The following is a 23,690-nucleotide window of genomic DNA, read 5'->3' as shown; positions in this document are numbered from 1 at the left end:
TCGGTCTGCCAGGGGCTCTATCCTTCCGTCTCCTTTATTGCAGGGACAGCCATGGATTTCTCCGACGTGCACCAGAGCTACGGGCGATGCCGCAGGGCGGGCGACTTCGTTACGCGTTTCTACGAACACTTCCTGCAGGCCGACCCACGGGTGAAGGCCGCGTTTGGCTCGACGGACTTCTCGCAGCAAAAACGCGCACTCGGACAGGCCATCTCGACGGCGATCAGCTATGCCGAGGGCGAGAGCTTCGTGGCTTCCACCATGGAACGCATGGGGCAGGCCCATTCCCGCGAGGGACGGGTACCCGTGGAGCCGGATCTGTACCCGATCTGGCTGGACTGCATGGTGCGCACGGCCGCTGAGATCGATCCGCGCTGGGAGCCGGGTCTGGCAGAGCGCTGGCGCGGTGCGATGCAGCCGGCGATTGATCTGTTCGTAAGGCTGTACTGAGCCCGATCGATCCGAGCGAACTTTTCGGCCCCGCAGGCACCGGGGCCGTTTGATCTGGCGGCGATTCCGGCGTGTAATGCGCGGGTTTGAATCCACCGGCCCCGCGCCGGGAGTCCGAGTCCATGTCCGCTGTCCCCGATTTCCCGCCTTCGCTGTTTGCGCGCAAGCCCTACTGGGCCAAGCGCTTCGGTACGGCCCCGTTTCTGCCGACCACCCGCGAGGAGATGGATGATCTCGGCTGGGACAGCTGCGACATCGTGCTGGTTACGGGGGACGCCTATGTCGACCACCCGAGCTTCGGCATGGCGATCATCGGGCGGCTGCTGGAGGCGCAGGGCTTTCGCGTCGGCATCATCGCGCAGCCGGACTGGACCTCCGCCGAGCCGTTCCGCGCGCTGGGCCGCCCCAATCTGTTCTTCGGTGTTACCGCCGGCAATATGGACTCGATGGTCAACCACTACACGGCTGACCGGAAGATCCGCTCCAACGATGCCTACACCCCAGGGGATGTGCACGGCCACCGGCCGGACCGGGCAGTGATCGTCTACGCCCAGCGCGCCCGCGAGGCGTACAAGGACGTGCCAGTGGTCGCCGGCGGCATCGAGGCGAGCCTGCGCCGCATCGCCCACTACGACTACTGGCAGGACAAGGTGCGCCGCTCGGTGCTGCTGGATGCGCGTGCCGACATCCTGCTGTTCGGCAATGCCGAGCGTGCCCTGGTCGAACTGGCCCATCGCGTGGCCGCCGGCGAGCACCCGCGGGAGATCACCGACCTGCGGGGTACGGCGTTCCTGCGCGATGCGGTGCCGGGCAGCTATGTGGAGCTGGACTCCAGCGAAGTGGATACCCCGGGGCCGGTGGATGCCAACCCGGACCCCTACGCGATGGTCTCGCCGTCGACCTGCGCCGAGGCCGAAACGAAGCAGGAACCGAAAAGTGCCACCGAGGAAGGCGGCGCCCAGGTCGTTCGCTTCCACCGCGACATCCCGCGCGGGACCCCGCGAGACCAGACGGTCATCCGCATCCCGGCCTTTGAGCAGGTCAAGGGCGACTCCGTGCTGTACGCCCATGCCTCCCGCGTGCTGCATCTGGAGACCAACCCGGGCAATGCCCGCGCCATCGTGCAGCGCCATGGCGACAAGGAGGTCTGGCTGAACCCGCCGCCGATCCCCCTGACCACCGCCGAGATGGACGCGGTATTCGACCTGCCGTATGCCCGTGCGCCGCATCCCTCCTATGGCGATGCGCGCATCCCGGCCTGGGAGATGATCCGCTTCTCGGTAAACATCATGCGCGGCTGCTTCGGCGGCTGTACGTTCTGCTCGATCACCGAGCACGAGGGCCGCATCATCCAGAGCCGCTCCGAGGAGAGCGTGCTCAAGGAGATCGAGGAGATCCGCGACAAGGTCGATGGCTTTACCGGCGTGGTCTCCGATCTCGGCGGGCCGACCGCGAACATGTACCGCCTGGCCTGCAAGGACCCGGAGATCGAGCGCAGCTGCCGCCGGCTGTCCTGTGTCTATCCCGGGATCTGCAAGAACCTCGATACCGACCACACGCCGCTGGTGAACCTCTACCGCAAGGCGCGGGCGCTGCCCGGGATCAAGAAGATCCTGATTGCCTCGGGCCTGCGCTACGACCTGGCCGTGGAATCACCGGAGTATGTGAAGGAACTGGTCACCCATCATGTGGGAGGCTACTTGAAGATTGCGCCGGAACATACGGAATCCGGGCCGCTTTCCCGCATGATGAAGCCAGGCATGGGCGCCTATGACCGCTTCAAGGCGATGTTCGAGAAATACTCGAAACAGGCGGGCAAGGAACAGTACCTGATCCCGTATTTCATCGCCGCGCACCCGGGTACGTCCGACGAGGACATGCTGAACCTCGCGCTGTGGCTCAAGCGGCACAACTTCCGCGCCGACCAGGTGCAGGCCTTTCTGCCAAGTCCGATGGCGCTCGCGACCGCGATGTGGCACTCCGGGCGTGATCCGCTACGGGGCATCAAGCGCAAGGCGGGGGACCGGGTACCGGTCGCGCGCGGGGCGCGGGCGCGGCGCCTGCACAAGGCGTTCCTGCGCTACCACGATCCGAACAACTGGCCGCTGTTGCGTGATGCGCTCAAGCGCATGGGTCGCGCGGACCTGATCGGCAATGGGAAGCACCACCTGATCCCCACCTGGCAGCCGGCCGGCACCGGCCAGGGTACGGGCGGGGCTCGGCCCGCCACCGGCGGCCGTGTGACCCGCGGCGGCAAGGCCCTGAAGAAGCGCGGCCAGACCTTCCAGACCCAGCACAAGGGCGTGGAGACCGCCGCCCGCCCGGCAGGCCCAGGCCCGAAGAAGGGCCCGCCCCGGGCCAAATCCCGCCCCGGCAAGCGCCGACCGCAGCGTCCATAGGATGCGCCGGAGGTTCGCGGCCAAGGCCGCTCCCACAGAGGCAAAAGGCAAGATCCGAAGGTAGACCCCGGCGGCCACCACAAGCCCGTGGGAGCGGCCTTGGCCGCGAAGCCCCGCGTGGCCAGTTGCGGCGCTCAGCCCTCCTGGGGTTGGCGGTGCGGGCGGGGTGCCGGCTCGGGTACGTGGCCTTCCAGCGAAAGGTGCAGGCCGGTGTGTTCCGGGTCGGTGGTGTCGAGGAGGTAGAGGTACGGGCCGACGACGTCTTCCGGGCGTGGCAGTTTGTCGGCATCCTCGGCCGGGTAGTGGCCGGCGCGGAAGCGCGAGCGCACGGGGCCGGTATCGATGCCGTTCACATGGATGAAGTGCTTCTCGTTGCGGTGCTCGCGCGCGAGGATGTCGATCATCGCATCCTGTGCGGCCTTGGCCATGCCGAAGGCACCCCAGAAGGCCTTGCGGCAGTCCTGGGTGGAGACGACCAGGCTGCCGTGCGGGCTGTCTTCCAGCAGCGGGAGTACGGCCTGGGCGAGGAAGAACGGGCCGTGCAGGTTGCTGTTGATGACCTTGAACCAGAGCTCGGGGTCGTATCCCTTCATCGGCGTCAGCGTCCCGGCCCAGCCGGCGTGCAGCACCAGCCCGTCCAGGCGCCCGAGTGAGTCGCGGATGTTCTCGGCCAGGTCGCCGTAGTCCTTGACCGTGGCGCCCTCCAGATTGAGCGGATAGATGGCCGGCTGCGGGTGGCCTTCCTGCTCGATCAGATCGTAGGTCTTCTCCAGCCCCTTGATGTCCTTGTCCAGCAGCACGACGATCGCGCCCGCCGCCGCGCAGGCCTGGGCGATCGCACGCCCGATGCCCGCGGCCGCGCCGGTTACCAGGATCACGCGGTCGTTGAAGGCACCCGGTTCCGGGCGATAGTCCAGCAGGGCGGGGATGTCGAGATCGGTCAAGGGAGGGTCTCCAGTAGCTTGTGGGCTGATTCTAATCCAGACCGCACGGCGGCTTCGAGGGTCGAAGGCAGGCCCGGCGTCACATAGTCGCCAGCCAGGAACAATCCGGGCCAGGCGGTGCCGGCCACCGGGCGCAGTGCGTCGAGATCGACGCGGGCATCGATGGTGGCGCGTTTCTCGCACACCACATGGCCGATCCGGGGCATTCCCAGGTCAGGGAAGGTCTGTTCCAGTTCTTCCGCAACCCGACGCCAGCGCGTATCCGCCGGCATGGACGGTAGGTCGTCCGCGGTGGAGATCACGACGACCAGCCAGTCCGGCTCGCCGGCCACGCGGCGGGGAATCAGCCATTGTCCGTGCTGGTCGAGCAGCCCCTGCAGCGGCGGGCGGGCTGGGACCGGGCCCGGGTAGCGCAGGTAGACCGTACAGATGCTGCGTTCGCCCATGGCCCTCAGGGCCCGATGGTGGGGTTGCAGCTCGGGGGCCTCGGGCAGGAGCCGGGTCGCCGCGCTGGGTGCGGTGGCGATGATCACCGCGTTGGCATGGGTAACGTGATGGTTACGGTCAAGGAGCTGGTAGCGGGACTCGGTTCCCCCGGATTCGATGGCCACAATGCGCCGTCCGGTCTCGACCGTGGCACCGCGCTCGCGCAGTTCGCGCAGGGCCGGTTCCGGATACAGCGATCCCAGTGGCCGGGTCGGGATGAGCAGCCGGGCGTCGTCCGGCCCGTGGTTCAGGGCCAGGCGCAGCACGTTCTGGAAGATATGCGCCGAGGCGCTGCGGATCGGCGTGTTCATGACCGCGAGGCACAGCGGTTCCCATAGCTGGCGGATCAGCGTGTCCGGCTGACGGCGCGCCTGCAGCCATTCGAGTACGTCGATGTCTTCGTCCAGCGGCCGATGCAGGATCGAGGCCGCCCCGAGCAGGGCCGGAAGGCGTCTGTGCAGCGGGGTGCCGGCAAGGCTTTTCCACAGGCCACCGGCGAGGGCCGGCAGGCGCGGAGAGCGGGGTTCCAGGGAGAAGGCCGGGTGAGGATTCCCCGGTGCATGCATGCGCAGGCCGAACGGCAGGGCCGCGAAGGCGCGCTCCGGCTCGGTGCCGACCGAGCGCAGTTGTTCCAGGGTGGCGTGACAGGCGCCGACCAGCACGTGCTGGCCGTTGTCCAGCTCCGCACCGTCGCGGTTCAGGCTGCGGGCGCGCCCGCCTGCGGTCGCGGCGGCCTCGATCAGATGGACCGCGATGCCGGCCCGGGCCAAGGTCAGTGCGGCGGTCAGGCCGGCCCAGCCGGCGCCGAGCACGACGACCGGATGCGATGCGGGAACGGCGGCCATGGGGCGGGCGGGGTCAGCCCGCGCGGCGGTATTCGCGCTTCAGGCGGCGCGCGGTGCGCCAGGCGATCCACAGCTTGCGGATCGGGGTCAGCCGCACGCGGTGCTCCAGCACGCGATAGCCGTCGTCCTGGATCTCGTCGAGCAGGGTGCGGTAGATCGCGGCCATGATCAGGCCCGGGCGCTGGGGGTAGCGGTCCTCGGCGGGCAGGTGCTCCTCTGCGCGCTGGTAGTAGCGTCGGGCCCGTTCGGCCTGTTCGGCGAACAGGGCGCGGTGGCGGTCGTCGGTGACGTTGACCTGAAATTCTTCGGGCTTTACGCCGTGCTTGTTCAGCTCGTCCAGCGGGATGTAGACCCGGCCGCGCATTGCGTCTTCATGGACGTCGCGCAGGATGTTGGTCAGCTGCAGGGCCATCCCCAGGTCATGCGCGTATTTCAGCGTGCGCCGGTCCGAAAAGCCGAAGATATGGGCGGACAGGATCCCGACCACGCTGGCCGCGCGGTAGCAATACAGCGACAGCGTGGTGAAGTCGGGGTAGCTGTCGTAGTCGAGATCCATCTGCATGCCGTCGATGATCTCGTCGAAATACTCGCGGCTGAGATCAAACGGCGCCAGATGCGGCTGCAGGGCCTGGGTGATCGGGTGGCGCGGCTGATGATCGAACAGGCGCTCGATCTCCTCGCGCCACCACTGGAGCTTGGTGCGCGCGACGCTTTCCTCGCTGACCTCGTCGACGATGTCGTCCACCTCGCGGCAGAACGCGTACAGCGCGGTGATCGCACGGCGCCGGTCTGGCTCCAGGAACCGGAATGCGTAGTAGAAGCTGGAGCCGCTCTTCGCGGCCTTCTCCTCGCAATATTCGTCGGGGGACATACGCGCTCGGGATCGGGGTACCGTCTTGGGACGGCAAGGCTAGCACAGCGGGACCGGGATGCGGATGGCGGCGGTGATCGAAGCCACGTTTGATATACATCAACCGTGCCCAGCTGGAGGGCGCGTAGGGTGAGGATGTCAGGGTGGCGCAAGGGGCCCGCCCTCCCGATGCGGAGAGCCGTATGGAACAGCGTCTGGTATTCGATCCCGAAGTGTTGCGTCGCTATGACGTGAGCGGCCCTCGCTACACGTCCTATCCCACGGCGCCGCAGTTCCACGAGGGGTTCGACGCGCAGGCCTATGCGCGGGTGGCGCGGGCGACGAATGCCAAAGGGGCGGCGCGTCCGCTGTCGCTCTATGTTCACGTGCCCTTCTGCAACACGGTGTGTTTTTACTGTGCCTGCAACAAGGTGATTACCGGAAACTATCGGCGGGCGACGAGCTATCTCGACTCGCTGGAGCAGGAGATTGCCCTGCAGGGCCATCTGTTCGATGGGGACCGGCCGGTGCGCCAGCTGCACTTCGGGGGTGGGACGCCGACCTATCTGTCTGACGAAGACCTGACCCGAGTCATGAATGCCCTGGGCCGGCATTTCACGCTGGAGACGGGCCCGGAGCGGGAGTTCTCGATCGAGATCGATCCGCGTGCCGTGCGGCCCGGCACCCTGCCGCTTCTGGCGTCCCTGGGCTTCAACCGCATCAGTGTCGGGGTGCAGGATGTCGATCCGGCCGTGCAGAAGGCCGTCAACCGCATCCAGCCGTTCGAGGTCACCGAGCAGGCGGTACGCCAGGCGCGCGAGCACGGCTTTGTCTCCACCAACCTGGACCTGATCTACGGGCTGCCCCTGCAGACGGTGGACACGTTCTCGGCGACCCTCGACCGCGTGCTGGAACTGCGCCCGGAGCGGCTGGCCGTGTACAACTACGCGCACCTGCCGGAGCTGTTCAAGACGCAGCGCCAGATCCGCGATGGCGACCTCCCGCCGGCCACGGAGAAGCTCGCGATCCTCGAGATGACCATCCAGCGCCTGACCGACGCAGGGTACGTGTACATCGGCATGGATCACTTTGCGCTGCCCGATGACGAACTCGCGATCGCCCAGCGCGCGGGCACGCTGCAGCGAAACTTCCAGGGCTACTCGACGCGCGCCGAATACGACCTCGTCGCGCTGGGGCCAACCGCTATCGGCAAGATCGGGGGCAGCTACAGCCAGAACCTGCGCGAGGTCGATGCCTATCAGGAACGGCTGGCGTCGGGCGAGCTGCCCGTGTTCCGCGGCCTGGAGCTGAGCGCGGACGACCGCCTGCGGCGCGCGGTGATCAGCGAGCTGATGTGCCACTCGAGGGTCGATTTCGGCGGCATCGAGGACGCATTCGGCATCAACTTCCGGGAGACCTTCGGCGATGCCCTGAACCGCCTGGCCGAGATGGAGGCCGACGGCCTCGTCACCATCGGCAGCGATTGCCTGGAGGTCCAGCCACGTGGCCGGCTCCTGCTGCGCAACATCGCGATGGCCTTCGACGCCTACCTCGACCGTGAGAAGCGGCGCTACTCGAAGGTCGTCTAGGTAGCGTTACGCCTGCGGCGGCGTGGGCGCAGGCTGTGGGCGAGGATGATCCAGGCGTCGCGGGCGCGCAGGCGCGGGCGGGCGAAGACGTCGTCCTGCTGGCGCAGGCGCCAGAGCACGCGGGCGCCGCCGTTGATGATTGCGCGGATCTCCAGGCCCATGCGCCCGCGCAGCATGCCGCCGAGCGGTGCCCCGGCGCGCAGCAGGCGGTCGGCGCGGGCGTACTGGAACTGCATCAGGTTGCGTAGCGGAAAGGTCGTCTGGCCCGCCGCGATCATCTCCTCGCTGACGCCGTACTGCGCCATCTCGTCTTGCGGCAGGTAGATCCGGTTGTTCTCGGTGATGTCCTGGTGCAGGTCCTGATAGAAGTTGATCAGTTGCAGGGCGGAGCAGACCGCGTCGGAGTAGCCGATCATCTCCTCGGTCGGGTTGCCGTCGAGGTACAGCATCAGCCGCCCGACCGGGTTGGCGGAGCGGCGGCAGTACTCCATGACCTCGCCAAAGGTGGCGTAGCGGGTCTGTTCCAGGTCCTGGATGAAGGCGTCGACCAGATCGACGAACGGGGCGGCGGGCAGGCTGAAGCGCTGCCGTGCATCGGCCAGCGCGATCCATTCCGGTTCGGATTCCGCGGCCGGATCTTCGAGGATTTGCACGCGTTCCTGCATGGCGATCAGCGCGGCCCGACGTTCGTCGACCGGGCGCTGGTCCTCGTCGGCGAGGTCGTCGGCATCGCGGGCGAAGCAGTAGATCGCGGCGACCGGCCCGCGCAGGCGCGCGGGCAGCAGCCAGGAGGCGACCGGGAAATTCTCGTAGTGCGCGGCCGCGCGGCGCCGGCAGTGACGGTAGGCGGCGCGGATGTCGGGGTGGCCCGCCACGCGGCTCAGTCCCGCGAGCCCGTATCCGGAGCGGTATCGTCGTCCGGGCGATTGGTGTCTTGGTCCTGGTCAACGGGCTGGCGGGCGCGATTGTTCAGGGTGTCCGGCGTCTCGGGGCTCTTGCGCGCACGAATGCCCAGCTCCTGGAAGCGGCGGGCGCTTGGCATGACCTGGCGCTCCAGGCTGCCCACGGTCTTGTTGAAGGCGTCGGTGCTCTGATCCAGCGCCTTGCCGAGGCGCGCCAGGTGCTCGGTCATGGTGCCCAGACGGTGGGAGAGCTCCGCCCCGAGGTCGCGAATCTCCAGTGCGTGCTCGGTGAGCTGTGCCTGTTGCCAGCCGTATTCGACCGTGCGCAGCAGGGCGATCAGCGTGCTCGGGGTGGCCAGCAGCACCTGGCGCTCCAGCGCGTATTCCAGGAGACCGGGTTCGTGTTCCAGCGCGGCGGCCAGGAACGGGTCGCCGGGCAGGAACAGGACGGCGAACTCGGGGGATTGCTCGACGCTGGCCCAGTACTGCTTGCTGGAGAGCTCGGTCACGCGTGAGCGCAGGTGCTGGGCGTGACGCTTGAAGGCCGCTGCGCGCGGTTCCGGGTCAGCCGCGGCGACGGCGTCGAGATAGGCATCCAGGGGGGTCTTGGCGTCCACGACCAGGGCGCGGTTGCCGGGCATGTGGACCAGCAGGTCCGGGCGCTGGCGGCCGCTGTCGCCATCCAGCGCCGGTTGTTCGGTGAAATCGCAGTGCGCCGAGAGGCCGGCGAGTTCCACTGCCCGCTTGAGGGTCAGCTCGCCCCAGCGCCCGCGCACGCCGGGACGCGACAGCGCCTGCACCAGGTTGTGTGCCTCGCGCTGGAGGGTGGCGTTGTCCGAGCTCAGGCGCTGGATCTGTTCATTCAGTGCGGCGAAGGCCTGGGCGCGGGAGCGCTCCATCGCGTTGATCTCGGCCTCGGTCTTGCCCAGCGTCTCGCGGATGGGCTTGAGCATCGCCTCGACCTTGTTCTCCGAACGCTCAATCTCGTTCTGCCCCTCGCTGAGCTTCTGGGACAGGATCGACTGGGCCAGGCGCAGGAACTGGTTGGAATTGGCCTCCAGCGCCTCGCTGGCGAGTGCCGAGAAGGAGCGGTCGAGTTCCTGGCGCGCGGTCTCGAAGCTCTGGCGCAGGTCCTCACGGCGCTGTTCCGCGGCTTCGAGCTCGGCCTCCAGGCGGGCATTGCGCGTCTGCAGATCGCCCACGCGGCGATTGAGGCGCAGACCGGCCAGGGAATAGCCGAGCACCAGCCCGATCAGCAGGGCGGCACCGAGTGCGGTCCAGGCGGTGAGGGGGAGTGCGGTCAGCTCGCCAGCCATTGCGGGCCTGCCTTGGCCTGGTGCCAGCGCCAGAAGTCATCCGGTTGATCGAGGGTGCCATCGGCGCCCCAGCGGTCCGGGTCCTGGGTGGCGTCGATGTAGCCCCAGCGCGCGATGAGTGTGGCCATGCCGGCGGCGCGGCCGGCCGCGATATCGCGTTCGGCGTCGCCCCAATAGCAATGTTGTTCGGGCGGGAGCCCCGTCTGGCGTGCGGCCAGCCACATGGGCTCGGGGTCCGGCTTGCGTTGCGGGAGGGTGTCGCCGCTGACGATCGCGGCCAGCCGGGGCGTCAGACCCAGGGCGTCCAGGAGCGGTTCGGTCAGCCAGGCGGGCTTGTTGGTCACCACACCAAGCGGCCAGCCGCGCTGCTCGCAGGCGTCCAGCACCTGGTCCAGCCCGGGAAAGAGGGTGGTGTCGATGCACAGGTCACGGGCGTAGATCTCGAGATAGCGCTGCTTGAGGGTCTCGCGGCGCGCACCCTCGACATCCGGAAAGCCCAGCTGCACAAGGGCCTGGGAGCCGTGCGAGACGTGATTGCGCACGGCCTCGAAGGGCAGGGGCGGGCGATCGTTCTCGGCCAGCAGCACGGTCAGCGCGGCATGCATGTCCGGGGCCGTGTCGAGCAGGGTCCCGTCCAGGTCGAACAGGACCCCGCGGATTTCGCGGCTCATGGGGTCTCGCTGTTGTTGTCCGGGCGGCGCGCGGCCATCAGGTAGTTGACGTCCGTGCGCGGGACCAGGCGATAGCGGCCAGACAGGGGCGAGTAGGTGAGCCCGGTCATGTCGACGACTTCGAAGCGGTGCTTGCGCAGGACCGCGCCCAGCTCCGAGGGCCGGATAAAGCGGCTGTACTCGTGCGTGCCGGTGGGCAGCAGGCGCAGTACGTATTCGGCACCCACGATCGCCTCGGCGAACGCGCGGGGGGTGCGGTTGATGGTCGAGAGGAACAGCCAGCCACCCGGGCGCACCAGCTGGACCAGCGCGTCGATAACCGCCTCGGGATCGGGCACGTGTTCCAGCATCTCCAGGCAGGTGACCACGTCGTAGTCGCCTGCATGATGCTCGGCATGGGCCTCGGCGGTGGTGTGCAGGTAGTGAATCTCCAACCCGGAGTCGTGTGCGTGCTCGCGCGCGACCTCCAGGTGTTCGGCGCCGGCATCCAGAGCGGTCACTTGTGCGCCGCGCACCGCCATCGCCTCGGACAGGATGCCCGCGCCACAGCCGACATCCAGCACCTTTTTGCCAGCCAGATCGGCGTGCTGGTCGATCCACTCCAGGCGCAGGGGATTGATCGCATGGAGGGTGCCAAAGGCGCCGTTCGGGTCCCACCACTCGTGTGCCCGATGCGTGAACTTGTGCAGTTCGGCGTGATCGACGTTGTCGCCAGTGCTGGCGTGGGATTCGCGGGTCATGGTCATCTCGATTACGCGGCCAGTTCGCGCTGGATTTCCAGCACGCGCGCGCCCCATTCGCGGGCCTCGGCCTGGAGCTCGTCCAGGTCCAGCGTAAGCAGTTCCCGGTCCCTGAGCAATGGCCGTCCGGCCACATGGACGTCGGTGACCGCCTCGCGGGTGGCGGCGTAGACAATCTGGGCGGCGGGTTCGTGCATGGGTTGCAGCTCGATGGCGCGAAGATCAATGCTGACCACGTCGGCCTGCTTGCCCGGTTCCAGGCTGCCGATGCGGTCGGCCAGGCCCAGCGCACGGGCGCTGCCCAGCGTGGCCATCTCCAGCGCGGCGGTGGCGGGGAGGGCCGAGGCATCGCCACTGACGCCCTTGGCCAGCAGCGCGGCCGTGCGCATCTCCCCGATCATGTCGAGATCGTTGTTGGAGGCGGTGCCATCGGTCCCCAGCCCCACGGTGATGTTGTCGCCCAGCAGTTCGGCGACCGGACAGAAGCCCGAGGCGAGCTTGAGATTGGATTCCGGGCAGTGCGCGACCGACACCGGACGTCCTTGAAGCAACTCGCGGTCCTGCGCGCTGACCTGGGTCATATGCACGGCGATGAACGGCTGGTCGAGCAGCCCCAGGCGTGCCAGCCGGGCCAGCGGTCGCTCGCCGTGGTCGCGTTCGGCATCGGCGATCTCGCCGGCGGTCTCGTGTACATGCATGTGGATAGGGGCGGCCAGCTCGCGGGCACGCTCCGCCACGCGCTGCAGACTCTCGTCACCCACGGTGTAGGGGGCATGCGGCGCCACGGTGTAGTGGATGCGGTCGTGGTGCTGCCAGTGATCGACGACCTCGGCGCCCCGCTGGAAGTATTCGTCCGTCGTCTGGGCCCAGGGTGTGGGGAAGTCGAACACGGTGAGCCCCAGTGCGGCGCGGATGCCGGATTCGTCGACCACGCGCGCGGCGTCGTCGACGAACAGATACATGTCGCTGAAGCAGGTGGTCCCGCCGCGCAGCATCTCGGCGATGGACAGCCGCGTGCCCGCGCGCACGAACTCGGGCGACAGCAGGCGGCCCTCGGCCGGCCAGATGTAGCGCTTGAGCCAGTCCATCAGCGGGCGGTCGCTGCCTACCCCGCGCAGCAGGCTCATGCCGGAGTGGGTATGCACGTTGACCAGGCCCGGGATCAGGGCATGCCCTTCGCGATGCAGGTGTTCGGCATCGGGGTGTTTTGCGAGGGCCTCTGCGCGCGGGAGCAGGGCCTCGATCACGCCGTTGCGAATGACCAGTGCGTGATCGTCGAGCACCGTGTCGCGCGGGATCACGGGCAGAATCTGCGAGGCACTGAGAACCAGGGTTCGGGTTGTCGACATGGGAAGCCAGACCGAGGGGTTTCGGCCGCGCATGGTACCCCAAAGAGGCGGCGAAGGCCGCCCCTTTGAGCCGGTCGAACCGGTTAACTGGCCTGGCGTCCCAGGACCTGGGCGCGTGTGACCTCGGCGACATGACGGCCCTGGAACGCGGCCATCGCGAGTTCGTTCTCGCTCGGCTGACGCGAGCCGTCGCCATCGGCCAGGGTGGTGGCACCGTAGGGAGTGCCGCCGCTGATTTCGCTCATGTCCAGCAGACGCTTCTCGGTGTAGGGCAGGCCGACGATGGTCATGCCGTAGTGCATCAGGTTGACGATGGTCGAGACCAGCGTGGTCTCCTGCCCTCCGTGCTGCGAGGCGGTGGAACCGAATACGGAACCGATCTTGCCGACCAGCTTGTCGCCAAACCACAGCGCACCGGTCTGATCGAGGAAATTGGCCATCTGCGCGGACATGCGGCCAAAGCGGGTCGGGGTGCCGATAATAATCGCGTCATAGTCCGCCAATTCTTCCGGTCTGGCGATGGGGGCGGCCTGGTCCAGTTTGGCCCCGGCCTGCTTTGCGACATCCTCGGGCATTAGTTCCGGGACACGCTTGATCGTGACCTCGGTGCCGGGGACTTCGCGGGCGCCGCGGGCGACGGCCTCGGCCATCTGCTCGATGTGGCCCCAGGTGGAGTAATAGAGGATGAGGACTTTGGTGCTCATGGGAAGGACCTCCGGGTTTAATTGAGGACCAGCTTAATTCCCATTAAAGCGAACAAAAATGGCCTTTTAATGGCTTTATTGTTCGTTTAAAACGAATGGTCAGCGGGGTGGCTGCGCAGAACTTTGAAGCGAGGGTGATGCCCCGAGCACGGCCCGTTCGAGGTCCGCCAGGTCTCCCGGATGGCCGTACAGGAACCCCTGGAAGTGGCGGCAGCCCAGGCCGAACAAAAAGGCCCGCTGCTCGACTGTTTCGACGCCTTCGGCAATTACGTCCAGGTCCAGCGTGCGAGCGAGATTGACGACCATCTGCGCGATTGCGGCGTCGTTGGGGTCGTCCAGTACGTCGCGCACGAAGGACTGGTCGATTTTCAGCTGCGCTAGCGGAAGCTGCTTCAGATAGGCGAGGGACGAGTAACCGGTGCCGAAGTCATCCAGGGCGAACTCCACGCCCAGCGTGCGCAGCTCGTCGATGTGTGCGACGACGGTGTCGATCTCCTCGAGCAGCATGCTCTCGGTCAGCTCCAGTTTCAGCCGGTCGCCGGGGGCTCTTGTCTCGTGGAGGATCTCGCGCAAGTTCTGGACGAACTGCGGGTCGCGGAACTGCCGTGCGCTGATGTTGACCGAGAGGGTCAACTCGCGGAAGGCGGCGGTGTGCTGCCAGGCAGCGAGCTGGGCACAAGCGGTACGCAGGACTTTGCGCCCGATCGGCACGATCAGGCCGGTTTGTTCCGCGATGGGGATGAACTCGGTAGGCGGGATTTCGCCACGCTGGGCGTGGTTCCAGCGCAGCAGCAACTCGGCGCCGATCACCTGGCCATCGGCCTCGACCTGGGGTTGATAGGCAACGGTGAACCGATCTTCGTCGAGGGCGTGGCGAAGGTCGCTTTCGAGCTCGAAGCGGGCCTCCACCGCGCGATGCAGTTCGGGGTCGTAGAAACGCACGGTATTGCGCCCGGCGTTCTTGGCCCGGTACATCGCGAGGTCGGCCTGCTTCAGCACTTCTTCCACGCCGAGACTGCGGCCGCTGAACAGGGTGGCGCCAATACTGGGGGTGACGTGGCGGTTCTGGCCGGCGAGCTCGAAGGGCTCGCGCAACAGATTGATCAGTTTGCGCCCCACCGCCTCGGCCTCCGTGGCAGCGCGCGAGGGATCAGGATGGAGATCGTTGAGGATGATCACGAACTCGTCGCCGCCCAGGCGCGCGAGCGTGTCGGCCTCGCGCACGGAGTTCTCCATGCGCCGGGCGACCTGGCACAGGAGGTCATCGCCGACCGCGTGCCCGAGGGTGTCGTTGATGTCCTTGAAGTTGTCCAGATCGATGAACAGGACCGCGCCGTGGTGACGTGTGCGCGCCGTATTGGCGAGGGCCTGGCCCAGACGGTCGTGCAACAGCGTTCGATTGGGCAGGCCGGTCAGGCCATCGAAGAAGGCCAGGCGCCGGATTTCCTCTTCGGCGTCCTTGCGGTCGGAAATATCCATCATGGTGCCAAAGGTCGCCATGATCTGGCCGTCTTCATCGAAGCGCGCACTGGCGTAGATGCTGACCCAGCGATGACTGCCGTCGTGCGTGCGCAGGCGGATCTCCTCGGATTGCGCGTGAGTGCCCCCTTCGAGCAGGGTGGCACAGAAGCTCTGTGCGTCGTCGCGGTCTTCGGGGTCAACAAAGGCACACATGGGCTGACCCAGAGTCTCTTCGACCGTGAACCCTGTCAGGGCCTCCCAGGCGGGGTTCAGCAGGGTCCAGCGGCCCTCGGCGTCGGTACGGAAGATCACCTCGGAAATGTGGTTGACGACATCCTGGTAGCGGTTTTCGCTCTCCTTGAGTGCCGCTGTGGCCCGACGGTGGGCGGTGACATCGAGCGTCAGTCCCCGCAGGCTGCGACGGCTGCCGGGGTCTTCGGCCGAGGAGAGGATATCGCGCAGCCAGATCCACTGACCGTTGCGGTGGGCGAAGCGGTAATCAACCACCTGGGGTTCGTTACCGGCCGCGCGCGCGGCCTCGCGCACGCGGGGGAGGTCATCCGGGTGGATATGCCGGGCGCGCAGTTCCCCGCGCCCCAGGTTGCGCGAGGGGAAGCCCAGCAGCTTGCGGGTGTCTCCTGCGACGAACTCCCACTCGTGGCTCTCGGGATTCGACTCCCACAGGATGGCGTTGGCCCCGCCCAGCATGGATTCCAGGCGGGCTACGGAGCGATTCAACTGCTGGTTTTGCTGGAGTAGTGTGGATTGTGTGGTGTCCAGGTGGGCGGCCATGTCGTTGAACGTCCGCGCCAGGTCGCCGAACTCGTCTCGGGAATCGATCTTTACTCGATGGTCGAGCTGCCCGGCCTCCAGGGCCCTGCCCCCTTGCAGGAGCAGGCGCAGACGGCGGGTCGTCATCAGGGCGAATAAAATGGCCGCCAGAATCGAGAGCCCCAGAACGCCCAGGGCCAGCAAGACATTGCGTTCCAGCAGGTTGGTCGAGAGCTGGTCGATCGCATCGGTCGAGTAGCCGACGGCCACGGTACCCAGAGGCTGGCCGGAAAGCTCGATGTCCCGGGCAATCTCGACCTGGCCGGATTCACTGCGCACACCGGCCTCGGGGGCGGGGAGGGTGTCCGGGGCGACGCCGACCGAGGCCAGGGGGCGCTCGCTGGCGTCGAGTACGACCGCGTAGAGGACGTTGGAGTCGTCGCCCAGCAGCTCAAGGAGGTCCTGGAGCATCGCGGGATCGGCGTAAGCGAGGCCCGGTGTCAGCGCAGACCCCAGCAGGCGGCTTTGTTGTTCGGCGGTGCGCTCCAGGACCTCCTGCTGGTTCTGCTGGACCTGGGTGATTCCGCTAAAGAGCAATGCCGCGACCATCGCAACCTGGATCGCGACGGTGCCAATGATGATCTGCCAGGCGACGTTCAGGCGCATGAAAGCCCCACAGGCCCACCAGAACGGGCACGGCGCAGGGAGGCACAGCGTGGCTTGGATGCGAGCAGGAGACGAGGCATGGCGCGTCTGGGAGCACCCGGGGTTGAGCGGGGTTCAGGAGCGGTAAGGCTACGTACTGTACCTGAACGAAGGCTGATTTTCTTGCTTTCGGGCGGAGGGCGCGCGAATGGTTGGCGCCCTCCGCCTCAATATTCAGCGAGGGCTCGTGCCGCCTGGCGGCACGAGCCCTCGTGGCCCTAGGGAAACACTGATCAATGTACACGTTCGCGCTCGAGTCGCTTTTGCGTGCGAACAAGGCGCGGTGACTGCCGTGCAGTCATTCTGCACAAGGGAGCCGCAACGCCGTTCCCACGCAAAAGCGGCCGAGCCCCTTTGGGGTTGGTACCCCAGGTTCCCCGATCCTGCGTTGCGCCGCTTGCGGGTAGAACCACTACCCGCTGCACGACGCGCCTTGTCTCGGAAAACCTGGGGTGCCAACGCGAGCGTGTACATTGATCAGTGTTTCCCTAGTAGCGATTGATGGCGAGGCGGCCCGGTCCGGTCAGGGCGAGCGCAACTGCCGAGAACAGGAACATGGCCTGCAGTTCGATGGCCCAGCCGCCGTGCTGCGTCAGCTGGACGACCTCGTCGGCATGGGCGAGGCCGATGGCGAACAGCATGTTGACCGCGATGATTACCGCGCCAATGCGCGCGTAGAGGCCAATGATCAGCAGGACGGGTGCCAGGACCTCCCCGATGTACACGCCATAGGCCAGCACTCCGGGCAGCCCGGCCCCGGCCAGCATCCCCTCGATGTGTCCAACGCCTCCGGAGATCTTGTCGATCCCGTGCAGCAGGATCATGACGCCCAGCGCCAGTCGCAGGATCAGCTTCCCGGTGTCGTCCAGCATGTTGTCCATTTCGTTGTCTCCTGATTGCGTGGTTGAGGTTTGCGCGGGGTCTTGTGTTGAGCAGCTGGGTCAGATTCAGTGCTCGCGCAGTAGGCTCCTGAAGGCTTCATAGTCCTCCGGGCTTGCCGGTTCGAAGCCACGAGAGTGGCCAAACGCGCGCAGCCGTTGTTGTCCGGAGGTGGTGTTGGAGAGCTCCAGCAATTGTGTCTGCAAGTCTAGATCATTCGTTTGCACCCGTTGGTGCAGCACGATCGTAACGCCTGGGAAGGGGTCCGACTGGGCGAGGATGCGGACCAGGCTGCCATCGGCCAGGGCAATGGTGCGGGGCCCCTCCTGCGGCGAACGTGGCGACTCGAGGGCGCGTGCGTCAATCACCAGGACGGCCGCTTCGGCCAGTCCGCGTTGCATGGCCGCCGCGGCGGCATTGTGGTGCGGGAACTCCAGATAGTGGATCGGGGGATCCTCGGTATCGAACACCGCGCGGATTCGCTCGCTGGCCAGCCGGGTACCCAGACTGTGCCGAGCGGGGGTCGCCAGGGTCGCGTCTTCCAGGTCGGTCAATTGCCGGTGCGGCGCATTCACTGGTGCCACGATGATCATGGCCAGGGTATTGCGCGAACGAGCGATTGGGCGATACGCGCTGGTTTCGCCGAGCAGCGGAACGACGTGTGGCGCGACAATCGCCACGTCGTAGCGCTCCTCCGACAGGCGCTCGATAAACCGAGGGAAATCGCGCGAGGCTTCCAGGTGTACGGGCGCCTGGCGCAGGTCGGCAAGCCATTCGCGCAACGGCGCGTATCGTTGAAACAGGGCCTGGGGACTCGCGAATGGCTGTATCCCCAGCTCCCAGGCTTCGTCCGTAAACGCTGTGCCAGGCAGTAGTGCGACTACCAGCACAAGTCCAATGGTGCGCAGGCGGGCCCGGCGGTTTACGGACGCTGGAAGAGGGGGTAACCCGGCCTGACGTTTTCCCATCGGGTGCGATCCCGGCGGATGGGCTTACTGGTTCCTATAGTCAACCGCACCAGGGGTGTCCATGCGTCAATAAATCGGCACCGCAGCGGGGGTGCTGTTTCAGGCGGCTGTCGGAAACCCGTTGAATCCGCACGTGTGTGGCGCCTAGGGCGGGTTGCGAGGGGGGCTGGCGTCGAATTTGCATGGAGCGCTGTTGCATGCAGATCACCGCGCCGACGGGCGCGGCCGGAGGAATCAAGATGACCATTTTCGACCGCGTCGCCGAGGCGCTGCTCGCCACCCTGCAGGGGCTGACCCCGCTGACCGTTATCGGGGCCTTTTCACTATTTCTGTTCGTGCTGTTCCTGTTGGCCCTAATGGCGCTGACGCTGCGGCGAGCGAACGCTTTCCAGGGCGCCGCGCCCGCCTTGCTGACCACCCTGGGGATCCTGGGTACGTTCCTCGGGGTTGCGATCGGCCTGATCGACTTCGATGCGGCGCGGGTCGAGGCGAGTATTCCGGCGTTGCTGGAGGGGCTGAAGCTTGCGTTCGTGACCAGCATCGTCGGCATCCTGCTGGCGTCGGTATTGCGCGTACTGCAGGTGATGATGCCGGCGCCGGTGACGGCACCGGATGACCGGGGCGACCCCCAGGTCAGCGGTGATCCCGAGCGTGTGCTGGCCGAGCAGCGCGATGCGACGCGGGCCTTGCTGCAGGCGGTACAGCAGATGGATCGTCGCCTGGATCAGCGTCTCGAGACGCAGCACCACGAACTGAAGCAGAGCCTGGAGGGGCTGGCGGATCGCATGAGCGAGCTCAGCAGCGGACACCTGGTGGCCGCGCTGGAGCAGGTGATTCGCGACTTCAATGACCGCTTGGGCGAGCAGTTCGGCGAGAACTTTCGCCGGCTGGATGACTCGGTGGCGCGGCTGGTGGACTGGCAGGATCGCTATCGCGAGCAGATGGATACCCTGCACCGGGCGTTCGATCAGGCGCGCGAGGGGGTCGAGCAAAGCGAGGGTGCGCTGGAGCGTCTGACTGGGCAGGCCTTGAAGATTACCCGGCATGTCGAGGAGCAGGATGCGACGCTGGCCAGTCTGCGTCGGGAAACGGTGGAACTGGAGGCCCTGCTGAGTGCGATCGCGGCGCTGCGTGACCGGGCCACCGAGGCCTTCCCCGCGATGGATGCCAGGCTCGAGGCGATGCTGGAGAGCATCGAGAACGCCGTGCAGTCCGGGCGCGCGGCCGAGTCCCGCTGGCGGGGAGACGCGTTTGCAGTGGGGATGGCGACGCCGACGGATACCCTGGGGGCGCGGTCGTGATCCTGCGCTGGTTGCTGCGACGCCGGGGGCGTGCGGGTGGCGCTGCGCACGAGGCGGATCAGGGGTCGCACTGGCTGGCGCTGGCGGACCTCATGGCCGCGTTGATGATGATCTTCCTGTTCCTGGCGCTGTTGCACATGGTTCAGGTCGAACGCTCGAGTGCGGCGCATGTCGAGGTGCGCAACGAGGCTGCCGCGTTGCGGGCGGCGATCTACTCGGTGCTGGAGGAGGAGTTTCGCGAGGACCTGCCGCGCTGGAATGCGGAGCTTGACCGCGACACCCTGACGCTGCGCTTTCGCGAGCCGGAGGTTCTGTTCGAGCGCAGTTCCGCGAGTATCCGCCCGCGCTTCGAGGCGATCCTGGACGATTTCATGCCGCGCTACGCCGAGCAGCTGCGGCCGTTTGCGGACGTGATCCGCGAGGTGCGTATCGAGGGGCATACCTCCAGCGAGTGGGCCGGAAGCGACGATGCGATTGATGCCTACTTTGGCAACATGGACCTGAGTCAGCGCCGTACCCGAGCGGTGCTCGAGCATGCCTACCGGCTTGAGCCCCTGCAGGAGGACGACTGGTTCCGCTCGCGTGTGGCGGCGGTCGGTTTGTCCTCGTCGCGGCGGGTGCTGGATGCCGATGGACAGGAAGACCACGAGGCCTCGCGGCGGGTGGAGTTCAGCGTACTGACGGACTTCGAGGCGCGGCTTCTGGGCAACACCGAGGCCCGCCCGTCCCCCAAACCGCTGGAGGCGCGTTCGCCCTGACCGATGTGCTTTGGGTTCTGGGCGCGGGTGTGCGTCAGATGCGTTCCAGCAGGGCGTTGCGGAGGATCTCCTGCTGGTTGTCGGAGAGGGCCCCGCCGTTGTTGCACTCCAGCAGGAAGCTGTCCTCTACCTGCTCTCCGGCCGTGGCGATGCGGGCCGTGCGCACGTCGATCGCGTGTTCGGCCAGTACGTGGCCGATGGTCGACAGCAGTCCCGGGCGGTCGAGCGCGCGCAGGCGCATGCGTGTGGCTTGCCCGCCGGAGGCGGATTCGAATTCGATCTGCGTATCCACGTCGAAATGCTTCAGGCGGCGTGGTAACTGGCGGCTCACCGGGGCCTTTTCGCCATCGGTGCGGGTGAGTTCGTTGGCAAGGTACTGGCGGATTTCGTCGCTGCGGTAGCCGGCGTCCACCGTCTGGCCGCCGCCGCTCTCCAGCACCAGGAAGGTGTCCAGTGTGCGCCCCCCGGCCGTGGTGATGATGCGGGCGTCGACGATGTCGAGGCCCAGCTGGGTCAGCGCGCTGGTGATGCGGGCGAACAGGTAGGGGTGGTCTTCCGCGTAAACGAAGATCTCGGTGCTGCCGCGCGATGTCTTGGGGCGCACCAGAATCAATGGCAGTTCGTCCGCCTTCAGCGGCAGCAGGGCCTGTCCGTGCCAGGCGACCTCGTCGGCAGAGTGGCGCAGGAAGTACTCGTCGTCGAGTTCGTCCCACAGGGCTTCGGCGTCGTGCGCCCCAAAGCCGCGCCCCTCGAGCAGTTGCAGGGCCTCGCCGCGGGTCTCGCGAATCTGTGCGTCCATGTTCGGGGCCGCGTCGAGGCCGCGCTCGAGCACGTTGCGCGTGGCGTGATAAAGCGTTTGCAGCAGCGAATCCTTCCAGCTGTTCCACAGCTCCGGGTTGGTGCCGCGGATATCGGCGATGGTCAGCAGGTACAGGAAGTCGAGGCGCTCGCGGGTGCGCACCTCGCGGCCGAAGGCCAGCACGACGTCGGGATCGGAGATGTCCTTGCGCTGGGCGGTGAGCGACATCAGCAGGTGGGAGCGGACCAGCCAGGCCACCAGGCCCGCGTCTTCGTCGGACAGGCCGTGCTGCTGGCAGAAATGCAGGGCATCGTGGGCGCCCAGCTCCGAGTGGTCTCCGCCACGACCCTTGGCGATATCGTGGAACAAGGCAGCCAATACCAGCCGTTCGGGACGCTCAAGCTCGCTATGGATGCGGTGCGCGAGCGGCTGCTCGTGGGCGAACTCGGGCAGGGCCAGCCGGCGGGCGTTGCGCACCACGTTAAGGGTGTGTTCGTCCACCGTGTAGGCATGGAACAGGTCGTACTGCATGCGTCCGATGATGCGTCCGAATGCGGGCAGGTAGTTCCCCAGCACGCCGTAGCGGTTCATACGGCGGAGCTGGCTGGTAATGCCGCGGGGCGCGCGCAGGATGTCCATGAACAGGGCGCGGCAGACCGGGTTGCGACGGAAATGGCCATCGATCAGGTGGCGGTGGGCGCGGATCAGGCGGATGGTCGAGGCGCGGATCCCCTGGATCTCAGGATGCTCCTGCAACAGGCGAAAGACCTCCAGCAGGGCCGGTGGGTAGATCATGAAAACCTGGTCGTGGGCCACTTCCAGATAGCCGCCGCGTACTTGAAAGCGCTGATGAATGCGGACCGGCTCCTGCAGGGCCTGCGGATCATCGAGAATGGCTTCGTTGAAGTGCTGCAGGAGCAGCTCGTTAAGCCGCTCCAGGTCGTTGATCGTGCGGAAGTAGCGCTGCATGAATTGCTCGACCGCTCGGTTGTGGTTCTGGTCCACGAAGCCGAAGGTGTTGGCCAGCTGACGCTGCAGGTCGAACAACAGCCGGTCCTCGCGGCGCCCGGCGAGCATGTGCAGGGCGAAGCGTACACGCCAGAGAAAGCTCTGACCCTCCAGCATCTCGTGAAGCTCGCCTTCGCGTAGGAAGCCCAGCGAGACCAGTTCCTCTATACGTTCCGCGCCGTAGTGGCGCTTGGTTACCCAGCCGATCATCTGGATGTCGCGCAGCCCGCCGGGGCCTTCCTTCACGTTGGGTTCCAGGCGGTAGCCGGTCTCGCCGAAGCGGCGGTGCCGCGCCTGCTGTTCCGCGAGCTTGGCCGCGTAGAAGCTACGCGAGTCCCAGATGCGATCGGAGTCGATGGCGCCGCGAAATTCGTTGAAAAGGCTCAAATTGCCACTTAAATAGCGTGATTCGATCAGATTCGTCGCGACCGTGATGTCGTCGCGGGCCTCGCGTGTGCAGTCCTCGATGCTGCGTACGCTGTGCCCGACCTCGATCCCGATATCCCAGAGGAAGGTGACGAATGCGCTGATCCGGTCGAACACCTCTCGGTCCGCCGTGCCGTCGATCACGATCTGGAGGTCGATGTCGGAGGCAGGGTGCAACTCGCCGCGCCCGTAGCCCCCGACCGCGACCAGGCACAGCCGGTCGTCATCGGCCAGGCCCTGCTGGGCCCAGATCAGCTTGAGCATCTCGTCAATGCGGCGTGCGTGACCGAGGATCAGCTCCTCGATCGGCATGCCGTCACGAAAGCCCTGGTACTGCTGTTCGAGGATTGCGCGTCGGCGATCGCGGAACAGGGAGATATTCCCGGGGTTGCGGCTCAGGCGCTGGTAGTCCTCGCCCCAGTCGGGCGAGAAGGCGGGCGCGTCGGCCTCGCTGGGGGTGCCGCCGGCGGGCAGTGTACTCATCGACTCAGGCCGCGAGTTCCTGGGGCGGGGTCTCGTCCTTGCGCAGGGTCAGGATCTCGTAGCCGTCGGCCGTGACCAGCAGGGTGTGTTCCCACTGCGCGGACGGGCTGTGGTCCTTGGTGACGGCGGTCCAGCCGTCGGCGAGGATCCGGGTATGCCGGCGCCCGGCATTGATCATCGGCTCGATGGTGAAGCACATGCCTTCCTCAAGTTTCAGCCCGGTGCCCGGCTTGCCGTAGTGCAGCACCTGCGGGTCTTCGTGGAAGCCGCGCCCGATACCGTGACCGCAGAACTCGCGCACCACCGAGCAGCGCTGGCTTTCGGCGTACTGCTGGATCGCGTGTCCGATGTCGCCAAGGGTCGCGCCGGGGCGTACCTGCTGGATGCCGAGATACATGCTGGTGCGGGCGACGTCGATCACGCGCTGCGCCTGAATGCTGGGCTTGCCGATCACGAACATGCGGCTGGTGTCGCCGTGAAAGCCGTTCTTGATCACGGTGATATCGATATTGAGGATGTCGCCGTTTTTCAGCTTGCGATCGCCCGGAATGCCGTGACAGACCTGGTGATTGACCGAGGTGCAGATCGATTTGGGAAAGCCGCGATAGTTCAGCGGCGCGGGGATCGCATCCTGGGTGTTCACGATGTAATCGTGGCAGATGCGATCCAGCTCGCCGGTGGTGACCCCGGCCTGCACATGCGGTTCGATCATCTCCAGGACTTCGGCGGCCAGGCGGCCGGCGACGCGCATGTGTTCGATCTCTTCTGGGGTCTTGATGGTTACGGACATGGGGGCTCCGGTCGAGACCTGCGAGGGTTGTGTGGCGGGTCTCGGGAGCCCGCGACACGGCGCCAAACAGGGCCCGGATAGTTGGTTCAAGTCAGC

At 66.7% G+C, this 23,690-nt stretch carries 19 protein-coding genes; 5 read left to right on the top strand and 14 right to left on the bottom strand.

The genetic code is table 11. From position 1 onward, the window contains the following. Positions 1 to 51 precede the first annotated feature (51 nt). Both F579_RS0104340 and F579_RS0104335 read left to right on the top strand, forming a co-directional pair. The gene (locus tag F579_RS0104340) at positions 52 to 450 is read left to right on the top strand and encodes a globin (protein WP_019024100.1); all 399 of its coding nucleotides are present in this window, start codon (positions 52 to 54) and stop codon (positions 448 to 450) included. A 122-nt stretch (positions 451 to 572) separates the two neighbouring features. After that, positions 573 to 2,849: a YgiQ family radical SAM protein gene (locus F579_RS0104335; protein WP_019024101.1), complete on the top strand. Its 2,277-nt coding sequence runs from the start codon at positions 573 to 575 to the stop codon at positions 2,847 to 2,849. A gap of 134 nt (positions 2,850 to 2,983) precedes the next feature. On the opposite strand, the gene F579_RS0104330 is transcribed toward F579_RS0104335, so the two are convergent. Genes F579_RS0104330 through hpnD form a run of 3 tightly spaced genes read right to left on the bottom strand, consistent with a single transcriptional unit; the run spans position 2,984 to position 5,995 of the window. Continuing rightward, on the bottom strand, positions 2,984 to 3,793 hold the full coding sequence (locus tag F579_RS0104330; RefSeq protein WP_019024102.1) for an SDR family NAD(P)-dependent oxidoreductase: 810 nt from the start codon (positions 3,791 to 3,793) through the stop codon (positions 2,984 to 2,986). Then, complete coding sequence (hpnE, locus tag F579_RS0104325) at positions 3,790 to 5,124, bottom strand: hydroxysqualene dehydroxylase HpnE (protein WP_019024103.1); 1,335 nt, start codon at positions 5,122 to 5,124, stop codon at positions 3,790 to 3,792. Before hpnE ends, F579_RS0104330 begins: the two co-directional genes overlap by 4 nt. A gap of 13 nt (positions 5,125 to 5,137) precedes the next feature. Next, positions 5,138 to 5,995 (bottom strand): presqualene diphosphate synthase HpnD, encoded by an 858-nt coding sequence (gene hpnD, locus F579_RS0104320; RefSeq protein ID WP_019024104.1) that lies wholly within the window; start codon positions 5,993 to 5,995, stop codon positions 5,138 to 5,140. A gap of 182 nt (positions 5,996 to 6,177) precedes the next feature. Between hpnD and hemN the strand changes: the two genes are divergently transcribed. Beyond that, the gene (gene hemN, locus F579_RS0104315; RefSeq protein ID WP_019024105.1) at positions 6,178 to 7,563 is read left to right on the top strand and encodes an oxygen-independent coproporphyrinogen III oxidase; all 1,386 of its coding nucleotides are present in this window, start codon (positions 6,178 to 6,180) and stop codon (positions 7,561 to 7,563) included. Here hemN and hpnC read toward each other — a convergent pair. From hpnC to F579_RS0104270, 9 genes are all read right to left on the bottom strand, one after another. After that, positions 7,560 to 8,438 (bottom strand): squalene synthase HpnC, encoded by an 879-nt coding sequence (hpnC, locus tag F579_RS0104310; protein WP_019024106.1) that lies wholly within the window; start codon positions 8,436 to 8,438, stop codon positions 7,560 to 7,562. The genes hemN and hpnC overlap by 4 nt on opposite strands. A gap of 5 nt (positions 8,439 to 8,443) precedes the next feature. Continuing rightward, positions 8,444 to 9,781 (bottom strand): DNA recombination protein RmuC, encoded by a 1,338-nt coding sequence (gene rmuC, locus F579_RS0104305; protein WP_019024107.1) that lies wholly within the window; start codon positions 9,779 to 9,781, stop codon positions 8,444 to 8,446. Then, complete coding sequence (gene gph / locus F579_RS0104300; protein ID WP_019024108.1) at positions 9,766 to 10,452, bottom strand: phosphoglycolate phosphatase; 687 nt, start codon at positions 10,450 to 10,452, stop codon at positions 9,766 to 9,768. The genes rmuC and gph overlap by 16 nt, the downstream gene beginning before the upstream one ends. Beyond that, complete coding sequence (gene ubiG / locus F579_RS0104295) at positions 10,449 to 11,192, bottom strand: bifunctional 2-polyprenyl-6-hydroxyphenol methylase/3-demethylubiquinol 3-O-methyltransferase UbiG (RefSeq protein WP_026301022.1); 744 nt, start codon at positions 11,190 to 11,192, stop codon at positions 10,449 to 10,451. The genes gph and ubiG overlap by 4 nt, the downstream gene beginning before the upstream one ends. 11 nt (positions 11,193 to 11,203) lie before the next feature. Continuing rightward, on the bottom strand, positions 11,204 to 12,541 hold the full coding sequence (locus F579_RS0104290; protein WP_019025583.1) for a TRZ/ATZ family hydrolase: 1,338 nt from the start codon (positions 12,539 to 12,541) through the stop codon (positions 11,204 to 11,206). 83 nt (positions 12,542 to 12,624) lie between these two features. Beyond that, a complete protein-coding gene (gene wrbA, locus F579_RS0104285) occupies positions 12,625 to 13,245 on the bottom strand; it encodes an NAD(P)H:quinone oxidoreductase (RefSeq protein ID WP_019024111.1) in 621 nt (206 codons plus the stop codon). Positions 13,246 to 13,344: 99 nt separating this feature from the next. Further along, a complete protein-coding gene (locus F579_RS0104280) occupies positions 13,345 to 16,143 on the bottom strand; it encodes an EAL domain-containing protein (RefSeq protein ID WP_019024112.1) in 2,799 nt (932 codons plus the stop codon). Positions 16,144 to 16,670: 527 nt separating this feature from the next. Further along, the gene (locus F579_RS0104275; protein ID WP_019024113.1) at positions 16,671 to 17,063 is read right to left on the bottom strand and encodes a DoxX family protein; all 393 of its coding nucleotides are present in this window, start codon (positions 17,061 to 17,063) and stop codon (positions 16,671 to 16,673) included. A 66-nt stretch (positions 17,064 to 17,129) separates the two neighbouring features. Further along, a complete protein-coding gene (locus F579_RS0104270) occupies positions 17,130 to 18,029 on the bottom strand; it encodes a phosphate/phosphite/phosphonate ABC transporter substrate-binding protein (RefSeq protein ID WP_051076693.1) in 900 nt (299 codons plus the stop codon). Positions 18,030 to 18,226: 197 nt separating this feature from the next. On the opposite strand from F579_RS0104270, the gene F579_RS0104265 reads away from it, so the two are divergent. Continuing rightward, a complete protein-coding gene (locus F579_RS0104265) occupies positions 18,227 to 19,330 on the top strand; it encodes a hypothetical protein (RefSeq protein ID WP_019024115.1) in 1,104 nt (367 codons plus the stop codon). Beyond that, positions 19,327 to 20,088, top strand: coding sequence for an OmpA family protein (locus F579_RS0104260; protein ID WP_019024116.1), 762 nt, complete (start codon positions 19,327 to 19,329; stop codon positions 20,086 to 20,088). The genes F579_RS0104265 and F579_RS0104260 overlap by 4 nt, the downstream gene beginning before the upstream one ends. A gap of 34 nt (positions 20,089 to 20,122) precedes the next feature. On the opposite strand, the gene glnD is transcribed toward F579_RS0104260, so the two are convergent. After that, on the bottom strand, positions 20,123 to 22,804 hold the full coding sequence (glnD, locus tag F579_RS0104255) for a [protein-PII] uridylyltransferase (RefSeq protein WP_019024117.1): 2,682 nt from the start codon (positions 22,802 to 22,804) through the stop codon (positions 20,123 to 20,125). A 4-nt stretch (positions 22,805 to 22,808) separates the two neighbouring features. Further along, positions 22,809 to 23,594, bottom strand: a complete 786-nt coding sequence (gene map / locus F579_RS0104250; RefSeq protein WP_012982887.1) for a type I methionyl aminopeptidase — start codon at positions 23,592 to 23,594, stop codon at positions 22,809 to 22,811. Positions 23,595 to 23,690 lie beyond the last annotated feature (96 nt).

Origin of the sequence: Thioalkalivibrio sp. ALJ21, from assembly GCF_000378605.1 — a bacterium.
Taxonomy (GTDB): domain Bacteria; phylum Pseudomonadota; class Gammaproteobacteria; order Ectothiorhodospirales; family Ectothiorhodospiraceae; genus Thioalkalivibrio.
The sequence above is the reverse complement of the archived record's forward strand: the minus strand, read 5'-3'. Positions and strand labels throughout refer to the sequence as shown.

Coding starts and splice junctions, on each gene's coding strand:
- wrbA (WP_019024111.1), bottom strand. CDS start 13,245: ATGAGCACCAAAGTCCTCATCCTCTATTACTCCACCTGGGGCCACATC.
- F579_RS0104335 (WP_019024101.1), top strand. CDS start 573: ATGTCCGCTGTCCCCGATTTCCCGCCTTCGCTGTTTGCGCGCAAGCCC.
- glnD (WP_019024117.1), bottom strand. CDS start 22,804: ATGAGTACACTGCCCGCCGGCGGCACCCCCAGCGAGGCCGACGCGCCC.
- rmuC (WP_019024107.1), bottom strand. CDS start 9,781: ATGGCTGGCGAGCTGACCGCACTCCCCCTCACCGCCTGGACCGCACTC.
- F579_RS0104290 (WP_019025583.1), bottom strand. CDS start 12,541: ATGTCGACAACCCGAACCCTGGTTCTCAGTGCCTCGCAGATTCTGCCC.
- F579_RS0104265 (WP_019024115.1), top strand. CDS start 18,227: ATGCAGATCACCGCGCCGACGGGCGCGGCCGGAGGAATCAAGATGACC.
- map (WP_012982887.1), bottom strand. CDS start 23,594: ATGTCCGTAACCATCAAGACCCCAGAAGAGATCGAACACATGCGCGTC.
- ubiG (WP_026301022.1), bottom strand. CDS start 11,192: ATGACCCGCGAATCCCACGCCAGCACTGGCGACAACGTCGATCACGCC.
- F579_RS0104275 (WP_019024113.1), bottom strand. CDS start 17,063: ATGGACAACATGCTGGACGACACCGGGAAGCTGATCCTGCGACTGGCG.
- F579_RS0104280 (WP_019024112.1), bottom strand. CDS start 16,143: ATGCGCCTGAACGTCGCCTGGCAGATCATCATTGGCACCGTCGCGATC.
- hemN (WP_019024105.1), top strand. CDS start 6,178: ATGGAACAGCGTCTGGTATTCGATCCCGAAGTGTTGCGTCGCTATGAC.
- F579_RS0104340 (WP_019024100.1), top strand. CDS start 52: ATGGATTTCTCCGACGTGCACCAGAGCTACGGGCGATGCCGCAGGGCG.
- F579_RS0104270 (WP_051076693.1), bottom strand. CDS start 18,029: ATGGGAAAACGTCAGGCCGGGTTACCCCCTCTTCCAGCGTCCGTAAAC.
- hpnD (WP_019024104.1), bottom strand. CDS start 5,995: ATGTCCCCCGACGAATATTGCGAGGAGAAGGCCGCGAAGAGCGGCTCC.
- gph (WP_019024108.1), bottom strand. CDS start 10,452: ATGAGCCGCGAAATCCGCGGGGTCCTGTTCGACCTGGACGGGACCCTG.
- hpnE (WP_019024103.1), bottom strand. CDS start 5,124: ATGGCCGCCGTTCCCGCATCGCATCCGGTCGTCGTGCTCGGCGCCGGC.